This window comes from Shinella sp., from assembly GCF_052438155.1.
Lineage (GTDB): Bacteria > Pseudomonadota > Alphaproteobacteria > Rhizobiales > Rhizobiaceae > Shinella.
This window is the reverse complement of sequence record NZ_JBQVPI010000005.1, coordinates 386,560-409,534: the sequence shown is the minus strand read 5'-3', so window position 1 is coordinate 409,534 and position 22,975 is coordinate 386,560. Positions and strand designations below refer to the sequence as shown.

General features: G+C 64.1%; 22 protein-coding genes and 2 pseudogenes. 12 read left to right on the top strand and 12 right to left on the bottom strand.

Annotated elements, in window-relative coordinates; genetic code table 11:
- Nucleotides 1-178: 178 nt before the first annotated feature.
- On the bottom strand, nucleotides 179-601 hold the full coding sequence (locus ACT6VE_RS12875) for an organic hydroperoxide resistance protein (protein ID WP_444798984.1): 423 nt from the start codon (nucleotides 599-601) through the stop codon (nucleotides 179-181).
- A 118-nt stretch (nucleotides 602-719) separates the two neighbouring features.
- Between ACT6VE_RS12875 and ACT6VE_RS12870 the strand changes: the two genes are divergently transcribed.
- The 3 genes from ACT6VE_RS12870 to ACT6VE_RS12860 all read left to right on the top strand — a co-directional run bounded on the left by ACT6VE_RS12870 (nucleotide 720) and on the right by ACT6VE_RS12860 (nucleotide 3,610).
- On the top strand, nucleotides 720-1,208 hold the full coding sequence (locus tag ACT6VE_RS12870) for a MarR family winged helix-turn-helix transcriptional regulator (RefSeq protein WP_444798983.1): 489 nt from the start codon (nucleotides 720-722) through the stop codon (nucleotides 1,206-1,208).
- Nucleotides 1,209-1,310: 102 nt separating this feature from the next.
- Complete coding sequence (locus tag ACT6VE_RS12865; RefSeq protein ID WP_444798982.1) at nucleotides 1,311-3,236, top strand: sensor histidine kinase; 1,926 nt, start codon at nucleotides 1,311-1,313, stop codon at nucleotides 3,234-3,236.
- The gene (locus tag ACT6VE_RS12860; RefSeq protein ID WP_444798981.1) at nucleotides 3,233-3,610 is read left to right on the top strand and encodes a response regulator; all 378 of its coding nucleotides are present in this window, start codon (nucleotides 3,233-3,235) and stop codon (nucleotides 3,608-3,610) included. The genes ACT6VE_RS12865 and ACT6VE_RS12860 overlap by 4 nt, the downstream gene beginning before the upstream one ends.
- A 7-nt stretch (nucleotides 3,611-3,617) precedes the next feature.
- On the opposite strand, the gene ACT6VE_RS12855 is transcribed toward ACT6VE_RS12860, so the two are convergent.
- Nucleotides 3,618-4,394 (bottom strand): L,D-transpeptidase, encoded by a 777-nt coding sequence (locus ACT6VE_RS12855; protein WP_444798980.1) that lies wholly within the window; start codon nucleotides 4,392-4,394, stop codon nucleotides 3,618-3,620.
- A 237-nt stretch (nucleotides 4,395-4,631) separates the two neighbouring features.
- On the opposite strand from ACT6VE_RS12855, the gene ACT6VE_RS12850 reads away from it, so the two are divergent.
- From ACT6VE_RS12850 to ACT6VE_RS12835, 4 genes are all read left to right on the top strand, one after another.
- Nucleotides 4,632-6,029 carry a methylmalonyl-CoA mutase family protein gene (locus ACT6VE_RS12850; protein WP_444798979.1) on the top strand — a complete coding sequence of 466 codons (1,398 nt, stop codon included), beginning with the start codon at nucleotides 4,632-4,634 and terminating at the stop codon, nucleotides 6,027-6,029.
- Nucleotides 6,026-8,158, top strand: coding sequence for a methylmalonyl-CoA mutase (scpA, locus tag ACT6VE_RS12845; RefSeq protein WP_444798978.1), 2,133 nt, complete (start codon nucleotides 6,026-6,028; stop codon nucleotides 8,156-8,158). The genes ACT6VE_RS12850 and scpA overlap by 4 nt, the downstream gene beginning before the upstream one ends.
- Nucleotides 8,159-8,454: 296 nt before the next feature.
- A complete protein-coding gene (locus tag ACT6VE_RS12840) occupies nucleotides 8,455-9,414 on the top strand; it encodes a glutathione S-transferase family protein (protein ID WP_444798977.1) in 960 nt (319 codons plus the stop codon).
- A 51-nt stretch (nucleotides 9,415-9,465) separates the two neighbouring features.
- The gene (locus tag ACT6VE_RS12835; protein ID WP_444798976.1) at nucleotides 9,466-9,711 is read left to right on the top strand and encodes a hypothetical protein; all 246 of its coding nucleotides are present in this window, start codon (nucleotides 9,466-9,468) and stop codon (nucleotides 9,709-9,711) included.
- A 6-nt stretch (nucleotides 9,712-9,717) separates the two neighbouring features.
- Here ACT6VE_RS12835 and ACT6VE_RS12830 read toward each other — a convergent pair whose 3' ends face one another.
- Nucleotides 9,718-11,343, bottom strand: a complete 1,626-nt coding sequence (locus tag ACT6VE_RS12830) for a cisplatin damage response ATP-dependent DNA ligase (RefSeq protein WP_444798975.1) — start codon at nucleotides 11,341-11,343, stop codon at nucleotides 9,718-9,720.
- A gap of 50 nt (nucleotides 11,344-11,393) precedes the next feature.
- Between ACT6VE_RS12830 and ACT6VE_RS12825 the strand changes: the two genes are divergently transcribed.
- On the top strand, nucleotides 11,394-11,567 hold the full coding sequence (locus tag ACT6VE_RS12825; RefSeq protein ID WP_444798974.1) for a hypothetical protein: 174 nt from the start codon (nucleotides 11,394-11,396) through the stop codon (nucleotides 11,565-11,567).
- Between the two features lie 26 nt (nucleotides 11,568-11,593).
- Here ACT6VE_RS12825 and ACT6VE_RS12820 read toward each other — a convergent pair whose 3' ends face one another.
- The 5 genes and pseudogenes from ACT6VE_RS12820 to ACT6VE_RS12800 form a co-directional block, all read right to left on the bottom strand.
- A complete protein-coding gene (locus ACT6VE_RS12820) occupies nucleotides 11,594-12,604 on the bottom strand; it encodes a ligase-associated DNA damage response exonuclease (RefSeq protein WP_444798973.1) in 1,011 nt (336 codons plus the stop codon).
- Nucleotides 12,605-12,667: 63 nt separating this feature from the next.
- Nucleotides 12,668-13,105: a VOC family protein gene (locus ACT6VE_RS12815; protein WP_444798972.1), complete on the bottom strand. Its 438-nt coding sequence runs from the start codon at nucleotides 13,103-13,105 to the stop codon at nucleotides 12,668-12,670.
- A gap of 94 nt (nucleotides 13,106-13,199) precedes the next feature.
- A complete protein-coding gene (locus ACT6VE_RS12810) occupies nucleotides 13,200-13,646 on the bottom strand; it encodes a MarR family winged helix-turn-helix transcriptional regulator (RefSeq protein WP_069059479.1) in 447 nt (148 codons plus the stop codon).
- 108 nt (nucleotides 13,647-13,754) lie between these two features.
- Nucleotides 13,755-13,904: pseudogene (locus ACT6VE_RS12805) on the bottom strand (transposase); the annotation flags it as partial.
- Nucleotides 13,905-14,275: 371 nt separating this feature from the next.
- A complete protein-coding gene (locus ACT6VE_RS12800) occupies nucleotides 14,276-16,576 on the bottom strand; it encodes a putative bifunctional diguanylate cyclase/phosphodiesterase (protein WP_444798971.1) in 2,301 nt (766 codons plus the stop codon).
- Between the two features lie 233 nt (nucleotides 16,577-16,809).
- Here ACT6VE_RS12800 and ACT6VE_RS12795 point away from each other — a divergent pair, with 233 nt between their 5' ends.
- Nucleotides 16,810-18,180: a TIGR03808 family TAT-translocated repetitive protein gene (locus ACT6VE_RS12795; protein ID WP_444798970.1), complete on the top strand. Its 1,371-nt coding sequence runs from the start codon at nucleotides 16,810-16,812 to the stop codon at nucleotides 18,178-18,180.
- Between the two features lie 99 nt (nucleotides 18,181-18,279).
- On the opposite strand, the gene ACT6VE_RS12790 is transcribed toward ACT6VE_RS12795, so the two are convergent.
- The 3 genes from ACT6VE_RS12790 to ACT6VE_RS12780 form a co-directional block, all read right to left on the bottom strand.
- Nucleotides 18,280-18,780 (bottom strand): copper chaperone PCu(A)C, encoded by a 501-nt coding sequence (locus ACT6VE_RS12790; protein ID WP_444798969.1) that lies wholly within the window; start codon nucleotides 18,778-18,780, stop codon nucleotides 18,280-18,282.
- A 22-nt stretch (nucleotides 18,781-18,802) separates the two neighbouring features.
- Nucleotides 18,803-20,191 carry a PepSY-associated TM helix domain-containing protein gene (locus tag ACT6VE_RS12785; protein ID WP_444798968.1) on the bottom strand — a complete coding sequence of 463 codons (1,389 nt, stop codon included), beginning with the start codon at nucleotides 20,189-20,191 and terminating at the stop codon, nucleotides 18,803-18,805.
- A gap of 65 nt (nucleotides 20,192-20,256) precedes the next feature.
- Entirely contained in the window at nucleotides 20,257-20,628 is a 372-nt protein-coding gene (locus ACT6VE_RS12780) for a hypothetical protein (RefSeq protein ID WP_444798967.1), read from the bottom strand.
- A 263-nt stretch (nucleotides 20,629-20,891) separates the two neighbouring features.
- Between ACT6VE_RS12780 and ACT6VE_RS12775 the strand changes: the two genes are divergently transcribed.
- Nucleotides 20,892-21,551 (top strand): glutathione S-transferase family protein, encoded by a 660-nt coding sequence (locus ACT6VE_RS12775; RefSeq protein WP_444798966.1) that lies wholly within the window; start codon nucleotides 20,892-20,894, stop codon nucleotides 21,549-21,551.
- Here ACT6VE_RS12775 and ACT6VE_RS12770 read toward each other — a convergent pair.
- Nucleotides 21,535-22,452 (bottom strand): LysR substrate-binding domain-containing protein, encoded by a 918-nt coding sequence (locus tag ACT6VE_RS12770; RefSeq protein ID WP_444798965.1) that lies wholly within the window; start codon nucleotides 22,450-22,452, stop codon nucleotides 21,535-21,537. The two genes, ACT6VE_RS12775 and ACT6VE_RS12770, sit on opposite strands and share 17 nt — an antisense overlap.
- Nucleotides 22,453-22,555: 103 nt before the next feature.
- Between ACT6VE_RS12770 and ACT6VE_RS12765 the strand changes: the two genes are divergently transcribed.
- Nucleotides 22,556-22,762 carry a hypothetical protein gene (locus ACT6VE_RS12765; RefSeq protein WP_444798964.1) on the top strand — a complete coding sequence of 69 codons (207 nt, stop codon included), beginning with the start codon at nucleotides 22,556-22,558 and terminating at the stop codon, nucleotides 22,760-22,762.
- A gap of 55 nt (nucleotides 22,763-22,817) precedes the next feature.
- Nucleotides 22,818-22,975, top strand: a pseudogene (locus ACT6VE_RS12760) (MmcQ/YjbR family DNA-binding protein); the annotation flags it as partial.

Here is a 22,975-nt window from a genome sequence, read left to right as displayed (position 1 = left end):
TCCAGTGATCAGACTTTCCCATATCGCATTCCACCGCGCTGTTCCGGATGGAACAGGGCGCAACGGACTGGGAATCCACGCAGCCAAGGCGGGTGCGTGGCTTCGACCAAACGGACGCGATGCGAAAGGCCGCCCGGATGCACTCCGGACGGCCTTTTCAGTTCTATCGAATGGAGGATCAGGCGACGGTCGTCTTGACGTCGAGATTGCCGCGCGTGGCGTGGCTGTAGGGGCAGACCACGTGGGCCTTCTTGACGAGGTCTTCGACCACGGCCTTGTCGACGCCAGGCACGGAGACTTCGAGCGAGGCTTCCAGGCCGAAACCGCCGCCATCCTCACGCGGGCCGATGCCGACCGTTGCGGTGACCTTGGCGTCTTCCGGGATCTTTACCTTCTGCTGGCCGGCGACGAATTTCAGCGCGCCAAGGAAGCAGGCAGAGTAACCGACGGCAAACAGCTTTTCCGGATTGGCGCCGGGCGCGCCGTCGCCACCGAGTTCCTTCGGCAGGGTGAGCGTGACATCGACGGTGCCGTCTTCGGTGGCGCCGTGGCCAGCGCGGCCGCCGGTTGCAGAGGCTTTGGTTCTATAGAGAATGGGCATGGATTGGTTCCTTCCTGGCTGTCGTTGTTGATGATGGGAAATAGATATCGTAAAATTAGATTGTGCGCAATATGATTTTGCAAATTGCAATTTTTCGTTTTTCTGCGACAATGCCAGCATGATCGACAAAAGTGACAAAGCCGAGACGGCGGAGATTCCAGAGGGCATGCTGGCGCTCGACCAGCAGCTTTGTTTCGCCGTCTATGCGGCCGCGCATGCGCTGAACCGCACCTACAAGCCGCTGCTCGACCCCTATGGCCTGACCTATCCGCAATATATCGCGCTGATGACGCTTTGGGAGGAGGACGGGCGCACGGTAAAGGCGCTTGGCGCCAAGCTGGGGCTCGATTCCGGCACGCTCTCGCCTCTCCTCAAGCGCCTCGAAGCCGCCGGCTACATCCATCGCGCCCGCGACAAAAGCGACGAGCGCCAAGTGCTCATCACGCTCACCGACAAGGGCCGCGCGATGAAACATGACGCCGTCGCCGTCCGCATGGCGATCGGCAAGGCGACGGGCTGTTCGATCGACGCCCTGCAAGCACTGACCGCCGACCTCCAGATGTTGACCAAGCAGCTCGAAGCCGACCAGGCGCAGGACGACGCCTGAAAGGGTGGATTTTACCGTAACCTTCCCCTACGGGACCTGTTCGTGATTCAACCCTTCCGCTAAGGTGCGCGCCGGCGGAACGGAACCGCCGAGGGGGCACGGTTGACTCTGCAATGGTCCTGGCAAAAGGCGAACGTCGCGGCGAGCCTTTGGTGCATCGCCGTGGGCGTTGCCATGATGACGCTCTGGCTGGCGAAACCCGTCGACCTGGCGGAGCAGCATCCGTCGATTTTCGGCATGAAGTTCAACGCGGCGCTCGCTTTCACCATCATCGGAACGGCGCTCTTTCTCACTACCCGCGGTTACAGGCGCCTGCCGGTCTTGATGATGGCACCGGTCTTCGTCTACGGCACGCTCGCGCTCTCCCAGCACGTGTTCGGCGTCGATACGGGCATTGACACGCTACTCAACACACCCTTCGTCGATATCGGCACCAGCCTGCCGGGGCGCATCGCGCCCAATACCGCGCTCTGTTTCATGCTCGTCAGCAGCGCGCTTGCCTTGCGTGCCTTCAAGCAGAAGAACAGCATCGCGCAGATCACGCTGGGCTTCACCATTTTCATCATCGCCGCCGCCGCTCTTGTCGGTTACACGATCGCGCTCGATTTCGCCCATGACTGGATCCGCTTCACGCGCATGTCGGTCCAGAGCGCCAGCTGTTTTGTGGCGCTCGGCATCGCTATCGTCTTCGTGGGCACAGAGGCGACCGGCTATCACCGGCTGACGCTCGCCGGCATTCTGGGGCTGTTCACCTATCTCATCCTGCTGGCAATGACCTATTACGAGCTGTCGCGCTACGAGTCCGCTTTCGGCATCACCTTCTCGACCAACGGCAACAGTGCGCGCTCCACCCTCTCCTCACTCGTGCTCATTTCCGGCACGCTCTATGGCGGGTTGATCGTCCATCTCTATTTCTCCTCCCGCCGCGCCCGTCGTATGGCGGCGGACCTGGCGGAAAGCCGCGGCCAACTCAGCGCGATCATCGACAATGCCGTGGATGGCATCATCACCATCGATGAGCGCGGCTTCATTCTTTCGGTCAATCCCGCCTGCACGCGCATCTTCGGCTACCTGCCGGCGGAAATGACTGGTCGCAACATCAAGATGCTGATGCCGGAGCCCTATCACAGCGCCCATGACGGCTACCTCGCCAACTATCACCGCACCGGCGTGGCGAAGGTCATCGGCATCGGCCGGGAGGCGGAAGGGCGGCGCAAGGACGGCTCGACCTTTGCGCTGGACCTCGCCATCGCCCGGCTGGAGCTCGGCGGCGGCATCATCTACAGCGGCATCGTGCGCGACATTTCCGAGCGCAAGGCGAACGAGCAGGCGCTGATCGACGCGAATGCCGAACTTGAGGAATTCGCCTACCGCACCTCACACGACCTGCGCTCGCCGATCGCCTCGTCCATGGGCTTGCTCACCATTTCACGCGACATGCTGGAAGAAGGCGAACTCACCGCGCTCGGCCAGACGCTGCGGCGCATGGAGAAGAATTTCAGCCGGCTCGACCACCTGATCCAGAACATCATGATACTCACCCGCAACCGGCTGATGGACGAGGACGACCGGGCCATCGACCTGCGCGCGCTGGTTTCCGAATCCATCGATGCCTTGTCGCACCTTGAGGACTTCAAGCGGATCCGCATCGAAAATCACGTGCCGGAAGAATTGACAATCGTCAGCAAGCCGTCGAAATTCCAGGTCATCGTCGGCAACATGCTGTCCAACGCGGTCAAGTATCATGATCCGAAGGAGGCCGCCCCGGCGATCGATGTCCGCGCCTTCCGCTATGCCGGCAGAATGCGGCTGTCGGTGGAAGACAACGGCCTGGGCGTTCCGCCCGCAAGCCGCCATTTGTTGTTCAAGATGTTCAAACGGCTGCACCCGAACCGGTCTTTCGGCAGCGGCCTTGGCCTCTACATATTGAGAAAGAGCGTGGAAGCCCTCGGCGGCACGGCGCTTTATGAAGCAAGAGATAAGGGCAGCCGGTTCATCATCGAACTGCCCGATGGGGAATTGCCATGAAGATCCACTCGATCCTGATCGTCGACGACGACGAGAACGATCAGTTCATCTGCGAATACACGATCCGCAAATTCGACCCGTCGATCCGCATCATCAAGGCGTTCGACGGCGCCGAGGCGCTCGACGTCCTGCACCGCGAGACGCCAAACGCCATCATTCTCGACATCAACATGCCTGTGATGAACGGGTTCGAGTTCCTCGACCGCTATGCCGAGGAATTCGAGGTGCACGCCCCCGTCGTTGCCATGCTGACGAGCTCCCATCTCGGCAAGGACCGCGAGCGGGCGATGCAGTACAGCTTCGTCAAGAGCTACTTCGAAAAGCCGCTGCAGGCCGACCATCTGCGCATCATGGCAGACCTGTTGGGGGCTTAGGACCCGGTCAGATGACCAGGATCGGCGCCTTGCCCTTCACGCGATCGTAGAGATCCATGACGTCCTGGTTGAGCATGCGCACGCAGCCGGAGGAAACGGCCTTGCCGATCGACTTCCATTCCGGCGAGCCGTGCAGGCGGTAGAGCGTGTCCTGGCCGTTCTGGAAGATGTAGAGCGCGCGGGCGCCGAGCGGATTGTTGAGGCCGCCGGGCATGCCGCCATTGGCGGCGGAATATTTCACCAGCTCCGGCTGGCGCGCGACCATTTCGTCGGGCGGCGTCCATTTCGGCCAGGCCTGCTTCCACTGGATGACGCCGCGGCCCGACCAGGCAAAGCCCTGCCGGCCGATGCCCACGCCATAGCGCATGGCGGTGCCGTTCGACTGGATGAGATAGAGGAAACGGTTGCCGGTATCGACGATGATCGTGCCCGGCTGTTCGCCGAACGGGTTCTCGACTTCCTGCCGATAGTAGCGCGCATCGATCTGCTGGTAGGGGATGGCGGGCACCTGGTAGCCGCCATCGAAAACCTGGCCGTAAATCGCGGCAAAGCGCGACGAATCCGGCAACAGGCCGGACGGCGTCTGACCATAAATGCTGATCGGGCCGCGCCCATCGGCGATGATCTCGGGCCGGCCTTCCAGCGCAGGATTACGGAAATAGGGGCGCGTCTCCTCGCGGAAACGGTCCGTGTTCATCGAGGAGGTGCAGCCGGCAAGGCCGCTCGCCATGGCGAGCCCGGAGAACTGCAGGAAGCGGCGGCGGGAGAGCGCGGTATCGGTCATGGGGTGCGTCGAAATCCGTTGGGCGGAAGCCTAGAATGGGGCGAGAGACTGAATCACTAACTAACGAAAGGCCAGTTAGGTCCATAACCCTGCCCCAATTGTGGCAATTGCGGCTGACCCCAGGCTTGCGCGCCATAATTTCCAAAATGCTGTCGCCGATGGGCCACTCTACCAAAGTGGCGCTTTACGCTGTATCCCGGATGGATAGAAATGCCGGAAAACGGAGTACGCGACGGGATGGACGCGAGTATCTTGAAGGACGCTGGTTTTGCGCCCATCGACGAGGCAGGCTGGCGCAAGCTGGCGGAGAAGGCGCTGAAGGGCGCTGACTTCGAGGCGACGCTCATCTCCCGCAGCGATGACGGCCTCGAAATCCGGCCGATCTACACGCGCCGCGACGGTGCCGTCCCGCTTGCCCACAGCCACGCCGGCACGCCCCATGCCGGCGACGCCTGGACCGTCAACCAGCGCCGCGACGACGCGGATTTTTCTCGCGCCCGCGCCCAGATGGCCGACGACCTCGAAAATGGTGCGACGGGCATCGCCCTCACATTCCAAAGCAGCGCCGCCGCCCATGGCGCGGGCATTACGGCCGGCAGCGAAACCGCCTTCCGCAAGACCGCCGCCGCGCGTGCCGCAGCGCCCTTTTCGCTCCGTCTCGAAGCCGGTTTCGCGGATCGAGCCTTGGCGACGACGCTCGCCCACGCGCTGGACGACGCGGGCGCAGAGAAGGCGCCTGTGCATTTCGGGCTCGATCCCTTCACCTCCGCGCTTAGCGGCACTTACGGTGAAACAGGAGAGTCCGCCGCGCTCGCCAAAACGTTGATCGGCTTTGGTTTTTCCGGAACGGTTTTGAATGCCGATGGGCGGCTGGCCCACAATGCCGGGGCCGGCGAAGCGCTGGAACTTGCCATCGTCGCGGCAGCACTTGCCGAAAACCTCCGCCTGTTCGATGTCGCCGGCATGGCACCGGAGGCGGTTTTCGCCATGACCTCGCTGTCGCTATGCGCCGACCAGGACCAGTTCCTCACCATCGCGAAATTCCGCGCTGCGCGGCTGATCCACGCCAAGATGCAAGCCGCCTGCGGCATCTCGGAGCCGAAGCCTGCGCATCTCCACGCGGAGACGAGCTGGCGCATGCTGACCAAACGCGATCCGGAAACCAACATCCTGCGCAACACCATCGCCGTCTTTTCCGCCGGCACCGCGGGTGCGGACGAGATCACCGTGCTGCCGCACACGCTGGCGCTCGGCATACCGGACCCCTTCGCCCGCCGCATCGCCCGCAACACGCAGGTCGTGCTGATCACCGAAAGCAACCTCGCCCATGTCGCCGACCCTGCCGCGGGCGCCGGTGGTATCGAGGCGCTGACCGACGCGCTGGCGGAAAAGGCCTGGGAGATTTTTGTCGGCATCGAGAAGAAGGGCGGGCTTTCGACTGCCATCGCCTCGGGTGACATCCAGGCCATGGTCGAGGCGGCGCGCACCGAGCGTTCGCTGAAGCCGATCGTCGGCACGACGCTGTTCCCGCTGAAGGACGAGCGGGCATTCACGCTGCTGGGGCCGCTTGCGCCCGACCAAAACACGGGCCTGTCGCCCGTTCTTCTCGCCGATCTTGCGGAGGTGGCGGCATGAGCCGGATCCCCGACTTCTCCACCATCACCTGGTCGAAGCCAGCCGCACCCGCCGCCCCGACCGGCGAGGCCGCTTGGCTCACCCCGGAGGGCATTGCCGTCAGCGGGGCCTATGGCGCGGCGGATCTGGCCGACCTGTCCTATCTCGATACCTGGCCGGGTGCGGCGCCCTATCTGCGCGGGCCCTACCCCACGATGTATGTCCAGCAGCCCTGGACCATCCGGCAATATGCCGGCTTCTCGACGGCGGAAGAATCGAACGCCTTCTACCGGCGCAACCTCGCCTCCGGCCAGAAGGGCCTGTCCGTCGCCTTCGACCTTGCCACCCACCGCGGCTATGACAGCGACCATCCACGCGTGGCAGGCGATGTCGGCATGGCGGGCGTGGCGATCGATTCCATTCTCGACATGCAGCAGCTCTTCGACGGTATTCCGCTCGACGAGATGAGCGTCTCCATGACCATGAACGGCGCGGTGCTGCCGATCATGGCCCTGTTCATCGTCGCGGCGGAGGAACAGGGCGTTTCCGAGGACAAGCTGTCCGGGACCATCCAGAACGACATTTTGAAGGAGTTCATGGTCCGCAACACCTATATCTACCCACCGCAGCCCTCGATGCGGATCATCTCCGACATCTTCAGCTATACCAGCCGGCGCATGCCGAAGTTCAACTCCATCTCGATTTCCGGCTATCACATGCAGGAAGCGGGGGCGACGGCCGACCTGGAACTCGCCTACACCATCGCCGACGGTATCGAATATGCCCGCGCCGGTGTCGCCACCGGGCTCGACATCGACACCTTTGCACCCCGCCTCTCGTTCTTCTGGGCGATCGGCATGAACTTCTTCATGGAAGTCGCCAAGATGCGCGCCGCGCGCCTGATCTGGGCAGCCCTTATGAAGACGAACTTTTCCCCGAAGGACGCCCGTTCGCTGGCATTGCGTACCCATTGCCAGACCTCCGGCTGGTCGCTGACGGCGCAGGATCCCATGAACAACGTCATGCGCACTATGGTGGAGGCGATGGCGGCGACGCAGGGGCATACGCAGTCGCTGCACACCAATTCCTTCGACGAGGCGCTGGCGCTGCCGACCGACCATTCCGCCCGCATCGCCCGCAACACGCAGATCCTGCTGCAGAAGGAAAGCGGCACGACGCGCATCATCGACCCCTGGGGCGGCTCGGCCTATGTCGAGCGGCTGACACATGATCTCGCGGCGCGGGCGCTCTCGCATATCGAGGAGGTCGAGGCGCTCGGCGGCATGGCGAAGGCCATCGAGAAGGGCATCCCGAAGCTGCGCATCGAGGAGGCCGCGGCCCGCACGCAGGCCCGCATCGACAGCGGCCAGCAGACTGTCGTCGGCGTCAATTTCTCACGACCGGAGCGCGACATCGAGGTGGACGTGCTGAAGGTCGACAATTCCGAGGTGCGCGCCCGCCAGCTCTCGAAACTCCAGCAGCTGAAGGGCACGCGCGACACGGCGGCGGCCGAAAGCGCTCTGGATGCCCTGACGGACGTGGCGAAAAGCGGCGACGGCAATCTTCTGGAATTCGCGGTGAAGGCCGCCCGCGCGCGGGCAACGGTGGGCGAGATCGCCTATGCGCTGGAAAAGGCCTTTGGCCGCCATGTCGCGGAAATCCGTACGATTTCCGGCGTCTACCGCAAGGAGATGGGCGCCAACGACCGGGCCTTCAACACGGCTATCGACAAGGTCGCCGCCTTCGAAAAGCTCCGGCGCGAAAAGCCCTCCATCCTCGTCGCCAAGATGGGGCAGGACGGTCACGATCGCGGCCAGAAGGTCATCGCCACCGCCTTTGCCGATCTCGGCTTCAATGTCATCGTCGGCGCCATGTTCCAGACGCCGGAAGAGGTGGCGGAGCTGGCGATCCGCGAGGGCGCGCATATCGTCGGCGCTTCGTCGCTTGCCGCCGGCCACCTGACGCTGGTGCCGGAACTGAAGGCCGCGCTCGTCAAGCGCGGCGCGCGCGACATGCTGATCGCCGTCGGCGGCGTCATCCCGCCACAGGATTTTCCAGCCCTGGAACAGGCCGGCGCCGACGCGATCTTCCCGCCCGGCACGGTGATTGCGGATGCCGCCTCCGCGCTGATCGACCGGCTGATGGCGTGAGCGTACCGCCAGTTCCAAAGATCACGGCCCATGGAATTCGACGGTGCTTATCCCCTTCTCCCCAGCGGGGAGAAGGTGGCCCGAAGGGTCGGATGAGGGGGATACATGCTGGGTCTGGATTTTCGCCTTCGGCGCCCCCTCATCCGCCTGCCGGCACCTTCTCCCCGCTGGGGAGAAGGGAAGGAGGCGGCACGGATGCGGCTCTTTGTGAACGCTGTGTCAATTGCCGCGCGAATTGCCGTTTTCGCGCGCGGGCGGTAGGTCGGGGTCACAATCAACCGATGTGAGGTGACGCGATGCTGGTCAATGGCAAATGGACGGAAGACTGGCAGCCTGTCCAGGCTACGGACGCCAAGGGCGGCTTCGTGCGCCAGGTGTCGAGTTTTCGCAACTGGGTGACGCCGGACGGCAGCGCCGGCCAGACAGGCGAAGGCGGTTTTGCCGCGGCAGCCGGCCGCTACCACCTCTATGTCGCGCTGATCTGCCCCTGGGCGTCGCGCACGCTGATCACCCGAAAGCTGAAGAAGCTTGACGACGCCATCTCCGTCTCCATCGTCGAGCCGGCATTGTCCGACCAGGGCTGGCGTTTCGGCGACTATCCCGGCGCCAACCGCGACGATCTCAACGGCGCGACCTACATGCACGAAATCTACACCAGCGCCGACGCCGCCTTCACCGGCCGCGCCACCGTGCCGGTGCTCTGGGACAAGGAACGCAAGACGATCGTCAACAACGAATCCGCCGATATCGTGCGCATGCTGAACAGCGGGTTTGGCGCATTGGCCGACGAAAGCGTCGATCTCTACCCGGAAGCCCTGCGCAGCGACATCGACGCCCTCAACGAGCGCATCTACCCGTCGCTCAACAATGGCGTCTACCGCACCGGCTTCGCCACCACGCAGGTCGCCTATGAAGAAGCCTTCCATGGCGTTTTCGCCATGCTGGACGAGCTGGAGACACGCCTTGCCGCCGGCGGGCCGTTCCTCACCGGCAGCACTTTTACCGAGGCCGATATCCGCCTCTTCGTCACGCTCATCCGTTTCGACGCCGCCTATTACGGCCTGTTCAAGTGCAACCGCCAGCGGCTGGCCGACTATCCGGCGCTCTCGGCCTACACGAAGCGCGTGCTCAACCTGCCCGGCGTGCGCGACACGGTCAGCATCGATCACATCAAACACGGCTATTATTCGATCAAGTCACTCAACCCGGACCGCATCGTGCCGATCGGCCCGGATCTCTCGGCGCTGGGGCTGTAAACCTCAGCCCGGCACCTTGACCATGCGCATGGGATACGGAATGGTCGGCCGATGAGTGCCAGGCCATTCCCCTATATCAGCATCGCGGCGGCGGCGATTTCGACTGTCGTTCTCAATGTTTCCAACACGATACAGCAGCGCCATTGCGCCTTCGGATTCGGCGGCTTCCAGTGCAATAGCCCCTTCTCCGGTTATGGCGAGACGCTGCTCACAACGACCCTTGCCTCGTTCACCGTGCTCGTCGTATCGGCAGCAATCGCAGCGTGGAAGCTCATCGCCTGGTTTCGCTCGCGGTAAAAACCGTCAAACCTCCTTCGCCTCCACCATCGCCATCAGCGTTTCCAGCCGGTCGGCATCGGCGGGCAGCTTGTCCTGTCTGAGCCGCGCGATGCGGGGAAAGCGCATCGCGACACCGGATTTGTGGCGGGTGGAGCGGTTGATGCCCTCGAAGGCGACCTCGAGCACAAAACCGAAGGCGGGCTCCGCTCGGACAGCCCGCACCGGGCCGAAGCGTTCCGTCGTGTTGTTGCGCACATAACGGTCGAGCACTTCGAGCTCGGCATCGGTGAAGCCGAAATAGGCCTTGCCGACGGGCACCAGCACGTCGCCGTCCGGGCCTTGCGTCCACACACCGAAGGTGAAGTCGGAATAGTAGCTCGAGCGTTTGCCGTGGCCGCGCTGGGCGTACATCATCACGGCATCGACATTGTAGGGATCGCGCTTCCACTTGAACCACGGGCCCTTCATGCGACCGGCCTGGTAGGGACTGTCGAGGCGCTTGATCATCACGCCCTCGATCACCGGGTCCGGCGGCTCGCGGCGGATCGTTTCGAGTTCTTCCCAGCTGGCGAAGGGCACGAGCGGCGAGAGGTCGAACCGGTCGTGCGGCGCCGTCTCGATGAGATGGGTTAGTCGGGCGCGGCGCGCCACGAAGGTTTCCGGCCGCACGTCCGCCTCCCCGTCGAACAGCACGTCATAGGCGCGCACGAAGGCGGGGTAGTCGTCCAGCATCTTCGCATTGACCGTCTTGCGGTTCAGGCGTTGCTGGAGGTCGGAAAAGGTGCGTGTCGGGCTGTTGGTGCGGGCGGTGCCGCCGACGAGCAGCTCGCCGTCCACCACGCCCTCGAAATTGATCGCGTCGAGCACATCCGGGAAGGCGGCGGAAATGTCATCGCCGGAGCGGGAGTAGAGCCGGCGCGTCGCGCCTGCCGACGACATCTGCACACGAATGCCATCCCATTTCCATTCGGCGGCGAAATCGGCGGGGTCGAGAGTGTCGAGGTCGCCCTCGCCCACCGGGTTGGCGAGCATGACGGAGTGGAAGATCGCCGGCGTTGCCAGCACCGGTCGCTCGGTGCGTCCTTCCAACCAGGCGAAGAGCGGCTCGTAGGGCGGGGCCAGCCCGTGCCACAGCGTCTCGATCTCGGTGACATCCATGCCGGAGAATTCGGCGAGCGCCTGCTTGGCGAGGCGGGCCGAGACACCGATGCGCAGGCCGCCGGTCGCAAGCTTGATGAAGGCGAAGCGGGCGGAGGGATCCAATCGGTCGAGCAGATCGCGCACGGCGGTGCGCACCTCGGTGCGGCCGAGCGCGTTCATGCGGGTGACGACGCTGCTCAACCGTGGCTGCGCCTCGTCGGGCACGCGCTCCTTGCGCTCCTGGTCCCAGACGAGCGCGATCGTCTCGGCGAGGTCGCCGATATAATCGTAGGAGTAGCGAAACAGCACCTCGTCCATGCGCTCCAGCACGAGTTCGCGCAGCAGCGCCGGCTTGACGCTCTTCAGATCGAGCGTGCCGGCGATCGCGGCAAGGCCGTAGCCGCGGTCAGGATCGGGTGTGTCGCGAAAATAGTCGGCGAGCAGTTTGAGCTTGCCGTTGCGCGAGGGGGTGAGGACGAGACGGTCGAGCAGTGTGGCGAAGGCTCTCATAAAAACCCTCCCCCTTGTAGCGAAAGTCGCGGCTTCCTACGTGCTTGTTCATGGGAAAAGTGCACAACATCATCACCACCATCCTCAGCGTAGTCGGCCTGTTCCTCGGCGCCTGGGGCGGCTATGAACTTGCGGGCATACTGGGGGCGATTACGTTCGCGCCCATCGGCGCGTTCGTCGGCCTCGTCGTGGGTGCCCTGCACATCCGGCTTTTGCACCCTTGACATCAGAGCGTGCAACGTCTCGCGCATCAATCCCCCTCATCCTCATAGCCGACGAGATGCAACGGCTTGGCCGGCACGCCGGCTAGCTCGCACCAGCGCACCAGCGCCTCCTCGCGGCCGTGCGTTACCCAGACCTCGCTTGGCGCCAGTTCGCGGATCGTTTCGGTGAGTTCTGGCCAGTCGCAATGATCGGAAATGACGAGCGGCAGCTCGACGCCGCCCTGCTTGGCGCGCTGGCGCACCATCATCCAGCCGGAGGCGAAGGCGATGAGCGGTTCGTTGAAGCGGCGCGCCCAACGATCGGCAAAGGCGGAGGGCGGGCCGACGATGACGGCGCCTCGAAAATCCGTCGGGTCGCCCTTTTCCAGCGTGGCGGGGCGCAGGTCGCCGAGGTCGATGCCGCGGCTGACATAGTAGTCGCAGAGCCGTGCCAGCGAGCCGTGGATATAGATCGGCGCGTCATAGCCGCAATCGCGCAGCAGGCGGATGACGCGCTGCGACTTGCCGAGCGAATAGGCGCCGACGAGATGGCTGCGCTCGGGAAACTGCCTCAGCGAGGTGAGCAGCTTGCCCATCTCGGCCTTGGGTTCCGGATGATGGAAGACCGGCAGGCCGAAGGTCGCCTCGGTGATGAAGACGTCGCAGCGGACGGGCTCGTAGGCGGCGCAGGTCGGGTCCGCACCGCGCTTGTAGTCGCCCGAGGCGACGATGCGCAGGCCATCCTTCTCCACCGCGATCTGCGCGGACCCGAGCACATGGCCCGCCGGATGAAACGAGACGGTGACGCCGTTGAGATCGATGCGCTCGCCGAAGGCGGCCGCCTGCATGGTGCCGCAGAAATCCTCGCCATAACGGATCGCCATGATGTCGAGCGTCTCACGCGTCGCCAGCACCGCGCCATGGCCGGCACGAGCATGATCCGAGTGGCCATGCGTGATCAGCGCCCGCGCCACGGGGCGGACGGGATCGATGTAGAAATCGCCGGCAGGGCAATAAAGACCGGCGGGCGCCGGCTTGAGGAGCTGATCGGGCTTCATGACGGAGAAGATAGCGGCTTTGCGGCGCTCTGCCAGAGGGGTGGCGTCGTTTGCGGTGGCGCTTCAGCGCAGTTCCTGGGCGAGCCCGATGAGAAGCCCTTCGGGACCACGGATGTAGCAGAGCCGATAGACGCCTTCGTAGTCGACGACGTCGCCGACGAGTGCCGCGCCGCGTGGGCGAAGCCGCTCCAGCGTCTCGTCGAGGTCGTCCACGGCGAACATGACGCGGAGATAGCCAAGCGCATTGACCGGGGCGTTGCGGTGATCGGCGACGACGGCCGGCCGGAGGAAGCGGGAAAGCTCGAGCCGGCTATGGCCGTCGGGCGTCCGCATCATGGCGATCTCGACATGCTGATCGCCCAGTCCCGTGACACGCCCTGCCCATTCCCCCTCGATCATGGCCCGCCCTTCGAGCTCAAGGCCGAGCTCGCAAAAGAAGTCGATCGTCGCATCGAGGTCCTCGACGACGATCCCGACATTGTCCATCCGCTTGATCGCCATGTTTCAATCTCCGAAAGTCTGCGAACCGTGAAAACAGGAATGCCTGTGGTGGCATGTGCGTTCCCGGCATTCTCCTGGCGACCGTCGGCGGCCGCTAGGCAATCGCCAGCATGCCGGCGCGCAGCGCCTTCATATCGACGGCAGAAAGCTGGGCATCGACCTTTTCGTGCGTTTCCTTCCAGATCGGGAAGGCCTGGGTCAGCAGGCTGCGGCCCTCCTCCGTCAAGCGCAGGAGACGGCCGCGGCGGTCTCGGGGGTCGGCCTCGACGCGCACGAGGCCACGGCGTTCGAGCGGCTTGAGAGCGGCCGTCAGCGTGGTGCGATCCATGGCGAGCAGGTTCGCGACCGGTCCCATCGGCGGCGGTGCGGGGCGGTTCAGCGACATCAACAGCGAAAACTGGCCGTTGGTGAGGCCGAGCGGGCGCAACGCATCGTCGAAGCGGCGTGCCAGGGCGCGGGCCGCACGCTGGGCATGCAGGCACAGGCAATGGTCACGCACGAACAGCGTCGTTTCGTAGGGAATCAGGACTTCATCAGACATGCTTATTACTGTTGATATCAACATAACAATGTCAAGAAGCAACGTACGGGACTGCAGGAATTATTAGGCCGTAGACTCATAAGCGCGCAACCACAGGCGTATTGAGGCCAAGTCGCGCCATGGCGCGCCAGAACGGAGCACCCAGAAGATACCGTTCAGCACGCGACGGTCATTGACGCGCGGAACTCCGCTCGGTTTGTTGTGCAGGAGCGGCTCGATCGCGCGCCATGCGAAGTCAGTCAGGTCATATCGGCTCATGAAGAGCCTGAATCAGACATCGGTGGGATAAGGTAGGGCATGAGTTGGAAGTTTGATCAAGCACCGAACGTTGCCTGCATTACCTGTCGCTCGGTGATCGAGGGGCAGCCAGTTCTCGTCGCAACACACTATGAAGATGACCATTCATGGGGATTTACGGACGGGGCACCGGCGAACATGGCGATGGAGCTAGTGGTCGCTATGTCAGAGGTCGTAAATCGCCACCCTGACCTTGATGAGATAGCCAGCCTTCCCCCAGGATGGTCAGCAACACGCGTCGCAGTTGGTCAGCCGTGGTTAAGACAGCAGGACGATTGAAACCCAGAATCATAAGGCCAGTGGCGCCCAACCAATCTCTAGGGGTTCACGGCCTAGAGGTTCGGAATGCAGAGGATCGCCTGGAGAGCGCGGGCGTCGATCGGCCTGGAGAGGTAGTAGCCCTGGATTTCGTCGCAGCCGGCTTCGCGCAGGAAGTCGATCTGCTCGCGGGTCTCCACCCCTTCGGCGATCACCCGAAGCTGGAGCGAGTGGGCGAGTGAAATGACGGCACGGGCGATTGCCGCATCGTCACCGTCATCCGGCAGATCCTGCACGAAGGAACGGTCGATCTTCAGGCGCCCGACCGGGAAGCGTTTCAGCGAAGCAAGGCTGGAATAGCCGGTGCCGAAATCGTCGATGGCAAGGTGCACGCCGAGCTTTTCCAGCCGGTGCATGGTCTCCACCGCCTGCTGCACATCCTGCATGATCATGCTCTCGGTCAGTTCCAGCTCGAGATAGCGCGCCTCAAGCCCGCTTTCCTCGAGTGCGGCGGCGACACGCTCCACCCAGTCCTTTTCCTGGAACTGGCGGGCCGAGACATTGACGCTGACGACGATGGGCGGCAGGCCGGAGACCTGCCAGGCCTTGTTCTGCCGGCAGGCGGCGCGCAACGTCCAGTCGCCGATCGGGCCGATCAGGCCGGTCTCTTCCGCCAGCGGGATGAAATCGCCCGGCCCGACGAGACCGCGTTCGGGATGGCGCCAGCGGATGAGGGCCTCGACGGCGAAGATGCGGCCGGTCGCAAGATCCATCTGCGGCTGGTATTGCAGGAAAAGTTCCTGCTGGGCGAGCGCGCGGCGCAGCTCTTCCTGCAATGCCAGCTTTTCGGAGGCACGGTTGGCCAGTTCCGCGCTGAAGACCTGCATGGCGTCGCGGCCGATCTCCTTGGCGCGGTACATGGCAACATCGGCGCGGGCGAGGAGTTCCATGACATTGCGGCCGTGCTCCGGATAGGCGGCCACCCCCATGCTGCACGTGACCTGGAAGGAGCGGCCCTCGATTTCCACCGGCTCGGCGATCGCTTCGCGCACGGCGCGCAACCGGTCCTCCACCATCTCGCCCCGGCGCATCGCGCCGTTGATGAGGACGACGAATTCGTCGCCGCCGAGACGCACGATGCTGTCAGAGGCGCGCACGCAGCGCAGCATGCGGGCCGCGACGATCTTCAGCAGCTCGTCGCCGGCATGATGGCCGAGGCTGTCATTGACCAGCTTGAAATTGTCGAGGTCGAGGAAGGCGAGCGTCATCGTGCCGCCGCGGTCGTCCGCTGCCTCTATGGCAGAGGCGACGCGCTCGTCGAGCATGCTGCGGTTCGGCAGGCCGGTCAGCGCATCATGGTGCGCCATGTACTGGATGCTGTCTTCCGCCTCCTTGCGCTCGATGGCGATGCCGGCAATGTGCGTCGCCATGCCGACGAGCTTCATGCATTCGGCGGAGGGCTCGCCGCGGTGGCGGGAATAGAGCGCGAAGGAGCCGAGTACCTTGCCCTGGTAGGAGGCGATCGGCGAGGACCAGCAGGCGCGGAAACCGTAGGGCAGGACGAACGCACTGTAGTCCGCCCAGAGCGGGTCGCTTTCGATATCAGACACGATGACCGGTTCGCCGCGCCACATGGCGGTGCCGCATGAGCCCACGGCCGGGCCAATCTCGAGGCCCTCAATCAGCTGGCAATAGGCGGGATCAAGGTTCGGAGCGGCGCCATTGACGATGTGCTTGCCGTCGGGCGCCAGCATCAGGATCGAGCCGGTGACATCCGGCACATGCGCTTCGATCAACAGGATGAGGGCGGAAAAAACCTCGGCCAGCGGCGAGCCCAGCGCGATCATCTTGAGGAGGTGCGCCTGGCCGAGATGCAGGCTCTCGGACCGCTTGCGCTCCGTAATGTCGCGGGCGATGCCGACGATGCCGATCACCTCGCCGGCCCCGTCGCGCACCGGCAGTTTCGAGGTGAGCAGCCATTTGAGATTGCCCCTGGAATCGCGGATCAGCTCTTCCATGTCGAGCATCGGCCGGCCGGTGCGGATGATGTCCTGCTCGGTCTCGAAAAAACCGCGGGCGATTGGCTCCGGGTGGATATCGAAATCGGAGAGACCTTCCAGGCTGTCCAGGCCGTCGCGCCGGTTGTCGCTGACGATCGCCCGGTTGGCGACGACGAACCGGCCGTTCCTGTCCTTGAAGTAGAGATAGTCCGGCACCTCGTCGATCATGGCTTCGAGCCAGATCGTGCGCTCGTTCTGGGCGGCAGCCAGCGGAAAGAGCCGCGCCGCCTCGCTCATGAGGCGCTGGCTGGCGGACATCAGACGCGCCGTCGCATCGGCGTCGTCATTGCCAAGGTGAGACAAGTGCGTCGACATGAACCCCTGCAATTTCCTAGGGCAAGGAAGGGCACTGCGGGTCGCGGCCTCCTCCGAACGCCCGACGGTACACCTAGAGTCGTTATCCAACCCTAAAGGAAACCGACGAAATGCCGCCAATCCGGCGTTTGAGGCACAGGATCGGCAACCGTAGCGGGCATCACCCAAATTGTTCCGTTTCGGCACAGAGGCAACTGGCACGGTTCCTGCTCCTTGGCGGACTAGGAGTTATCATGGTTAGCAGACGGTTGTTTCTTTCAGCTTTGGGTCTTGGCGCGGCAGGCATCGCTACCCCGGCGCTTGCCCAGACGCCGCGGCTGCCGATCATCGATGTCGATTTACGGGGCAGTATCGATGCTTCGGCCCACGGCATCCGGCCGGGTGCCGGCGACCGCAAGAGCAAGGCCTTCGCCAAGCTCATCAAGGAAGCGGCCGCCAAGAACATGCCTGTCTTCCTGCCGCCGGGCGATTATGTCATCTCCAACATCACGCTGCCCGACAATGCGCGCATCACCGGCGTGCCGGGCGCCACCCGCATCATCTATGGCGGCGACGGCCATCTCTTCGCCGCCGACGGACTTGCCCGCGTGGAACTTGCCAATCTCGTCATCGACGGGGCAAACCGCTGGCTCGACGATACCGTCCAGGGCCTCGTGCATCTCAGCAATGTCGCCAATGTGACGATCGAGAACTGCGAGATCCAGGGTTCTTCGAAGACCGCCGTCAGCCTGGAACGCTCCGGCGGCCGCATCGAGCGCAACCGCCTGTCGGGTGCCGCCGAATACGCGCTCTACGCCGTCGACAGCCACGATCTCTTCGTCACCGGCAACCAGGTCTTCGATTGCGGCAATGGCGGCATCCTGATCCATCGCTGGCAGAAGGGCCGCGACGGCACCATCGTCTCCGGCAACCGCATCGCGCGCATCGCCGCCACCCAGGGCGGCACCGGCCAGTACGGCAACGGCATCAACATTTTTCGCGCCGACGACGTGATGATTACCAACAACCACGTCTCCGGCTGCGCCTTCTCCGCCATCCGCTCCAATGCCGGCTCGAACGTGCAGATATCAGGCAATACCTGCCTCGACAGCGGCGAGACGGCGATCTACTCGGAATTCGGCTTCGAGGGCGCGATCGTCAACGGCAACCTGATCGACGGGGCCGCCAACGGCATCCTCATCGTTAATTTCAACGAGGGCGGCAGGCTCGCCACCGTCACCGGCAATGTCGTGCGCAATCTCAAGCTCGAGGGCCCCTATGTGCATGACGGGGCCGGATTCGGCTTCGGCATCGCGGTGGAGGCCGACACCGTCGTCTCCGGCAACACAATCGAGAACGCGCCGAAATGGGGTCTCGCGCTCGGCTGGGGGCCTTTCATGCGCGGCCTCGTCGTCAGCGGCAACCTGGTGCGCAAGAGCCCGGTCGGCTGCATGGTGACGGTCGTCGAGGAGGCGGGATCCGCCCTCATCACCGGCAACATCTTCGAAGACACGCCGGAGGCAGCCATTGCCGGCTACCGCTGGAAGGAACGCACAACGGGCGACCTCGCCAAGGAGTCTTCCGACTACGCGCACCTGACGATCGAACGGAACCGGGCGGGCTAAACACCGCCCCTTCGCATGCACCTCTCCTTCTTGCCCGAACGGGGAGGTGCCATGGTGGATGAGGGAGCAGCCTTCCGCATCGCTCCCTCATCCGCTTTTTCAGCCGCCATGGCCCTCGTGGTTGCCGGAGGCGCCCTCGCCCTGCTTTGCGTTGGGCTTCGCGCTTTCGATCTTGAAGTCCACGTCGAGTTTTCCCGCCTTTTCGAAATTCAGCGTCGCCTTGAAGGTTTCGCCCTCCTTGAAGGGGTGCTTGATGCGCATGAACATGATGTGCAGGCCGCCGGACTTGAGTTCCAGCTTGGCGCCGGCCGGGATTTCGATGCCGTCCGGCAATTGGCGCATCTTCATGACGTCGTTTTCCACCGCCATTTCGTGGATCTGTACGTCGTCGGAAACGTCCGGCGCGGTGATCGAGACCAGCCGGTCGGCGTCCGTACCGGTATTGGTGATGGTCAGGAAGCCTCCGCCGACGGGCTGGCCGGGCAGCGTCGCCTTGGAGGCCGGGTGGTGGACTTCGAGGGTGCCGGCCTTGAAATCATGGGCGAAGGTAGCGGAGGCGGAAAGCGCCAGCGCAAGGGCGGTTGCGAGAATGCGGTTCATGGAAAAGTCCTTTCGGTTACGATCAGGAGAAGATGCGCCGCAGTGGCGGCACGAAGCGGATGACGCCTTGATCGAGGACGATCATGGCGAGGATGGTGAGGCCGGTCAGCGGGAACAGCACGCCGAAGACGGCCGCAATCGCCCACAGGCCGAGATAGATGCGGGTTTCGCGGGGCGCCGGCGGCACGCCGATGCGGCCCTTCGGACGGCGCTTCCACCACATGACGACGGCCGAGACGCTCATCGCGATGACGACGAAACAGGTGGACAGCATGAGGAGTTGGTTGAACAGTCCCCATTCCTGCCCCTTGTGCACGTTGATGCCCCATTCGATCAGCTTGCCCGTCGCCGGATAGTCGGCAAAGGCGGTATCGACGAGGCGCTCCCCGGTATACTGGTCGATGTGGATCGTGCGCTCGTAGTCCAGGTCGGCCGGAAAGATCGCGGCCGTGTAGACGCCGGTCTCGCCTGACGGCGGCGACAGGTCGTAGCCCGGCAGCATGCCGGCGGCATTGGCGATCGTCACGGCATTGTCGAGGCCGATCGGCGGCAGCGCGGTCTGGCCATCGGTCGGGACGGTCGATTCCGGCACCGGGGCGTTTTCCATCAGCCAGGAGGCCTTCGGCAGCACATCCGTCGTCACCAGCATGGAATGCGGCACCCGGTCCCACAGTTCGACCGGATAGCCCATGCCGTTCGCGGTCAGGGTCGCGTTGACCTTGGCCCCCCAGAAGCCGGACCATAAGAGGCCGCTGAAGGCGAGGAACAGGATGACGACACTGGCGAAAATGCCGGTGACGGCATGCAGATCGCGCCAGAAGACGCGCCGCGCCGGCGTGCCGCGCACGCTGACGACGCCGCCGGTCTGGCTGCGCGGCCACCAGAGATAGATGCCGGTCAGCGTCAGAACGATGGCGAAACCGGCGACCACTTCGATGATGCGCTCCCAGGAGGTGCCGAAATAATCGAGGCTGTGCAGGTCCTCGACGACCTGGTTGAATTCTTCTGCCGCGCCCACCGTGTCGAGTACGTTCCCCGTATAGGGGTCGACGAAGACGAGAACCTTGCCGGCCTCCGTCGAGACCGTCACCCGCGCTGACCGGTCGGTACCGGCCGGGGTGCGGTAGGTGGAGAATTTTGCGCCCGGCACGGCGCTGACCGCCTTCTCCGCGATGGCGGAGGGGGCGAGTTCCGCGCTGCCGACCGTCACATAGTTGCGGTAGCGGAAGAGGCTGGCGTCGATCTCGTCGTTGAAGAGGTAGAGCCCGCCGGTGATGGCGAGGCTGATCATGAAGGGCACGGCGAGAAGGCCGGCGAAGAAGTGCCAGCGCCAGATGGCGCGGTAGAGGCGCTGCGCAAGCGCGGAAGGTTCGGCGGCGGCAGCGGCCGGCGCATCAAAAACTACGGACATGCAAAAGGTCCCGTCAGGCTGGATTTCAGGCGCGCGACGGCAAGCCGCCGCACAGGCTCAAAACATCAGACGGACAGGAAGGGTGGCGCGCGCGGCGGCGAGCCGGGCCGCTCGCGCCTGGAATGCAGCGCCTCTTCGGCGAGCGGCAGGGCTGAGACATGGCGGAAGGCAAGAACGGCGCCGTCGAGATCGGCCGGCGCCGGCATCAGCATGGCACTGCCGATGCGGCAGGCCTCGCATTTGATCGGCATGACATGCCTGGTCTTGCCGTCGACGCTGCCATCGAGGCAGAGGTCCGGCAGCGTTCCATCCGGCAGCGTGTATTGTACGAGCTCGAGTGCGGTGGGTTGCGTGGCCGAGGCGGGTTGGTGGGCAAAACCGACAAACAGCAGGGCGACTGCGCAGAGAATGCGCAGGCAGGCGGCCCAGCGTGTCATGCCTCGTGTCATCGATCGTCCCCATCCGCATTTGCGGACATTTCGCCCTTAGACCTATGCCGGTGGAAGGTCAATGCGACAAGCGGGCCTGCCATCACGACAATTCATCGATCGATCAGGCCGGCGCTCTACCACTTCACCCGACCGCCCCCTATTGTGGCGGCCGCGCCCGGCAGTTTCGTCTTTCTCTAACGGCAAACATGGCCCGGCTCTTTGTTCTTGCGCAAGTCCCGGCGAAAGCGGATTTGCCCCCTGGAGGATCCATGCTCACCATTTACGGCGTCTATCGCTCCCGCGCGTCGCGCAACTATTGGCTCGCCGGCGAACTTGGCCTGCCCTTCGTCTCGGTTCCGATCGTGCAGGCGCGCCGCGTCGACGATCCGCTGGCGGCCGATGCGCCTATCAACACCCAGTCGCCGGATTTTCTGGCCGTCAATCCGACCGGCCTTATCCCCTGCATCGACGACGACGGCTTCGTGATGACGGAATCGCTCGCCATCAACCTCTATCTCGCCCGCAAACATGGCGGCCCGCTCGCCGGCCAGACGGTAACGGAAGAGGCGCAGATGCTGGAATGGACGATGTGGGCGGCGACGGAGGTGGAGCCGCACGCCGTGAAGATCATTTTGGCGCTCGATACGGGGGCCGCCGAAACCGAACAGGGACGGCTGACGATTCGTGCGGCGACCAAGGCGCTGAAAAAGTGTTTCAAGCGGTTCGACCGACATCTTGCCGCGACCGGTCATGTCGTCGGCGACCGCTTCACCGTTGCCGATCTCAATGTTGCAGAGGTTTTCCGCTATGCGATGAGCCAGCCGGAGCTTTTCGAGGCGGCGCCCAACGTCAAGGCGTGGCTCGACGCCTGCCAGTCGCGCCCGGCCTTCAAGGCAATGATGGCGACGCGGCTTACCGAGCTGGAATGACCGCGCCGGCAAAACCATCCTCATCTTCGGCGATGGCCGCGCGCAGCCATCGCTTGAAGAGCGAGACCTTGCGCGGCTCCGGCATGCCCGGGGCCGTCACGAAATAATAGCCCATGCCGGTCTCCACGCGGATGGGGAACGGCGCGACCAGCCGCCCCTCCTTCAGCGCCCAGGAGGCCAGCACCGGCCAGGCGAGCAGCACCCCCTGCCCGGCGAGCGCCGCATCCAGGCAGAGCGAGGCGTCGGAAAACACATGCCGCGCCTTCGGCGGCGCAATGGCGAGGCCTGCCGCCTTCAGCCAGCGCTCCCAGGTGAAGGCATCGTTGCCATCGACCACCGCCGGCTGCTCGGCAAGATCCTGCGGTGTCTTGATTCTTTCCGCCAATGCCGGCGCGCAGACCGGGAACATGACCTGCGGCAGCAAAAACTCCGCCGTGACATCCGGCCATGTGCCCGGGCCGACGCGAATGCCGAGATCGACATCGGAGCGCGCGAGATCGACCAGCGTCGTCGTCGCCTCGATGCGCAGGCTGATGTCGGGATGGGCGGCGGCAAAACGGTCGATGCGGTGGATGAGCCAGCGCGAGGCGAAGATCGGCGCTACGGAAATGGTCAGGATCGCATCGTCGCGGCGCTGCGTGGTCGCGACCGCCTCGGAAAGCTGGCGAAAGGCGGCGGACAGGCGCGCAAGGAACGGCGTGCCGAAGGCCGTCTGCTGCAGGCCGCGGGCGGTGCGGTCGAAGATCGCCCGGCCAAGCTGCTCCTCCGCCTTGATGATCTGCTGACTGACCGCGCCGACCGTGACGCCCAGCTCTTCCGCCGCCGCCTGGAGTGAGCCGAGCCGCCCTACCGCTTCCAACGCGCGCAGACCGTTGAGATGGATGCGATTGAGATTTTTCATATAGCTTTTCTATAATCCGGTCGTGAACTACTCGATTGCGGAATTTGCCTTTCGGCGCGATTATCAGGCACCGACAATGGTAACGCACCGCAAGGAGAAGGCAATGCTCAAGACTTTCTCCAGGTTCGCCGAAGCCCTCAGGGCCGAGGCTGATGCAGCGGACGCGCCCGTCTGGATGCGCGATCCGCTCTCCCATCCCGATATCGAGACGATGGACGCCCGCGCGCTGGGAGACCTGCCCTTCGGCCTCTTCCGGGCGCCGCGCCTCTCCCCCGACAATACATCCCAATCCTGCATCCATCCGGCCTGATCCTCCCTCGTAGTCGGCGCCTCCCCGGTGTAAGTTTCACCGGGGAGGATTTGGCATGCCGGACGATGAGACCCAAATGCTGCTGGCGCGCCTCCAGCGCCTTGCCGAGGATTTGCCGGGCGTCGAGACCGGCACGTCCTATGGCACGCCGGCGCTGAAGGTGGCCGGGAAACTCTTCCTGCGCATCAAGGATGCCCAGACATTGGTGTTGAT

Bases quoted from the DNA above. Each gene is read 5' to 3' on its own strand.
- ACT6VE_RS12840 (WP_444798977.1), top strand. From the start codon at position 8,455: ATGCTGGTCAATGGCAAATGGACGGAAGACTGGCAGCCTGTCCAGGCT.
- ACT6VE_RS12835 (WP_444798976.1), top strand. From the start codon at position 9,466: ATGAGTGCCAGGCCATTCCCCTATATCAGCATCGCGGCGGCGGCGATT.
- ACT6VE_RS12855 (WP_444798980.1), bottom strand. From the start codon at position 4,394: ATGACCGATACCGCGCTCTCCCGCCGCCGCTTCCTGCAGTTCTCCGGG.
- ACT6VE_RS12815 (WP_444798972.1), bottom strand. From the start codon at position 13,105: ATGGCGATCAAGCGGATGGACAATGTCGGGATCGTCGTCGAGGACCTC.
- ACT6VE_RS12780 (WP_444798967.1), bottom strand. From the start codon at position 20,628: ATGACACGCTGGGCCGCCTGCCTGCGCATTCTCTGCGCAGTCGCCCTG.
- ACT6VE_RS12810 (WP_069059479.1), bottom strand. From the start codon at position 13,646: ATGTCTGATGAAGTCCTGATTCCCTACGAAACGACGCTGTTCGTGCGT.
- ACT6VE_RS12790 (WP_444798969.1), bottom strand. From the start codon at position 18,780: ATGAACCGCATTCTCGCAACCGCCCTTGCGCTGGCGCTTTCCGCCTCC.
- ACT6VE_RS12830 (WP_444798975.1), bottom strand. From the start codon at position 11,343: ATGAGAGCCTTCGCCACACTGCTCGACCGTCTCGTCCTCACCCCCTCG.
- ACT6VE_RS12765 (WP_444798964.1), top strand. From the start codon at position 22,556: ATGCTCAAGACTTTCTCCAGGTTCGCCGAAGCCCTCAGGGCCGAGGCT.
- ACT6VE_RS12775 (WP_444798966.1), top strand. From the start codon at position 20,892: ATGCTCACCATTTACGGCGTCTATCGCTCCCGCGCGTCGCGCAACTAT.
- ACT6VE_RS12850 (WP_444798979.1), top strand. From the start codon at position 4,632: ATGGACGCGAGTATCTTGAAGGACGCTGGTTTTGCGCCCATCGACGAG.
- scpA (WP_444798978.1), top strand. From the start codon at position 6,026: ATGAGCCGGATCCCCGACTTCTCCACCATCACCTGGTCGAAGCCAGCC.
- ACT6VE_RS12800 (WP_444798971.1), bottom strand. From the start codon at position 16,576: ATGTCGACGCACTTGTCTCACCTTGGCAATGACGACGCCGATGCGACG.
- ACT6VE_RS12770 (WP_444798965.1), bottom strand. From the start codon at position 22,452: ATGAAAAATCTCAATCGCATCCATCTCAACGGTCTGCGCGCGTTGGAA.
- ACT6VE_RS12860 (WP_444798981.1), top strand. From the start codon at position 3,233: ATGAAGATCCACTCGATCCTGATCGTCGACGACGACGAGAACGATCAG.
- ACT6VE_RS12820 (WP_444798973.1), bottom strand. From the start codon at position 12,604: ATGAAGCCCGATCAGCTCCTCAAGCCGGCGCCCGCCGGTCTTTATTGC.
- ACT6VE_RS12870 (WP_444798983.1), top strand. From the start codon at position 720: ATGATCGACAAAAGTGACAAAGCCGAGACGGCGGAGATTCCAGAGGGC.
- ACT6VE_RS12785 (WP_444798968.1), bottom strand. From the start codon at position 20,191: ATGTCCGTAGTTTTTGATGCGCCGGCCGCTGCCGCCGCCGAACCTTCC.
- ACT6VE_RS12795 (WP_444798970.1), top strand. From the start codon at position 16,810: ATGGTTAGCAGACGGTTGTTTCTTTCAGCTTTGGGTCTTGGCGCGGCA.
- ACT6VE_RS12825 (WP_444798974.1), top strand. From the start codon at position 11,394: ATGGGAAAAGTGCACAACATCATCACCACCATCCTCAGCGTAGTCGGC.
- ACT6VE_RS12875 (WP_444798984.1), bottom strand. From the start codon at position 601: ATGCCCATTCTCTATAGAACCAAAGCCTCTGCAACCGGCGGCCGCGCT.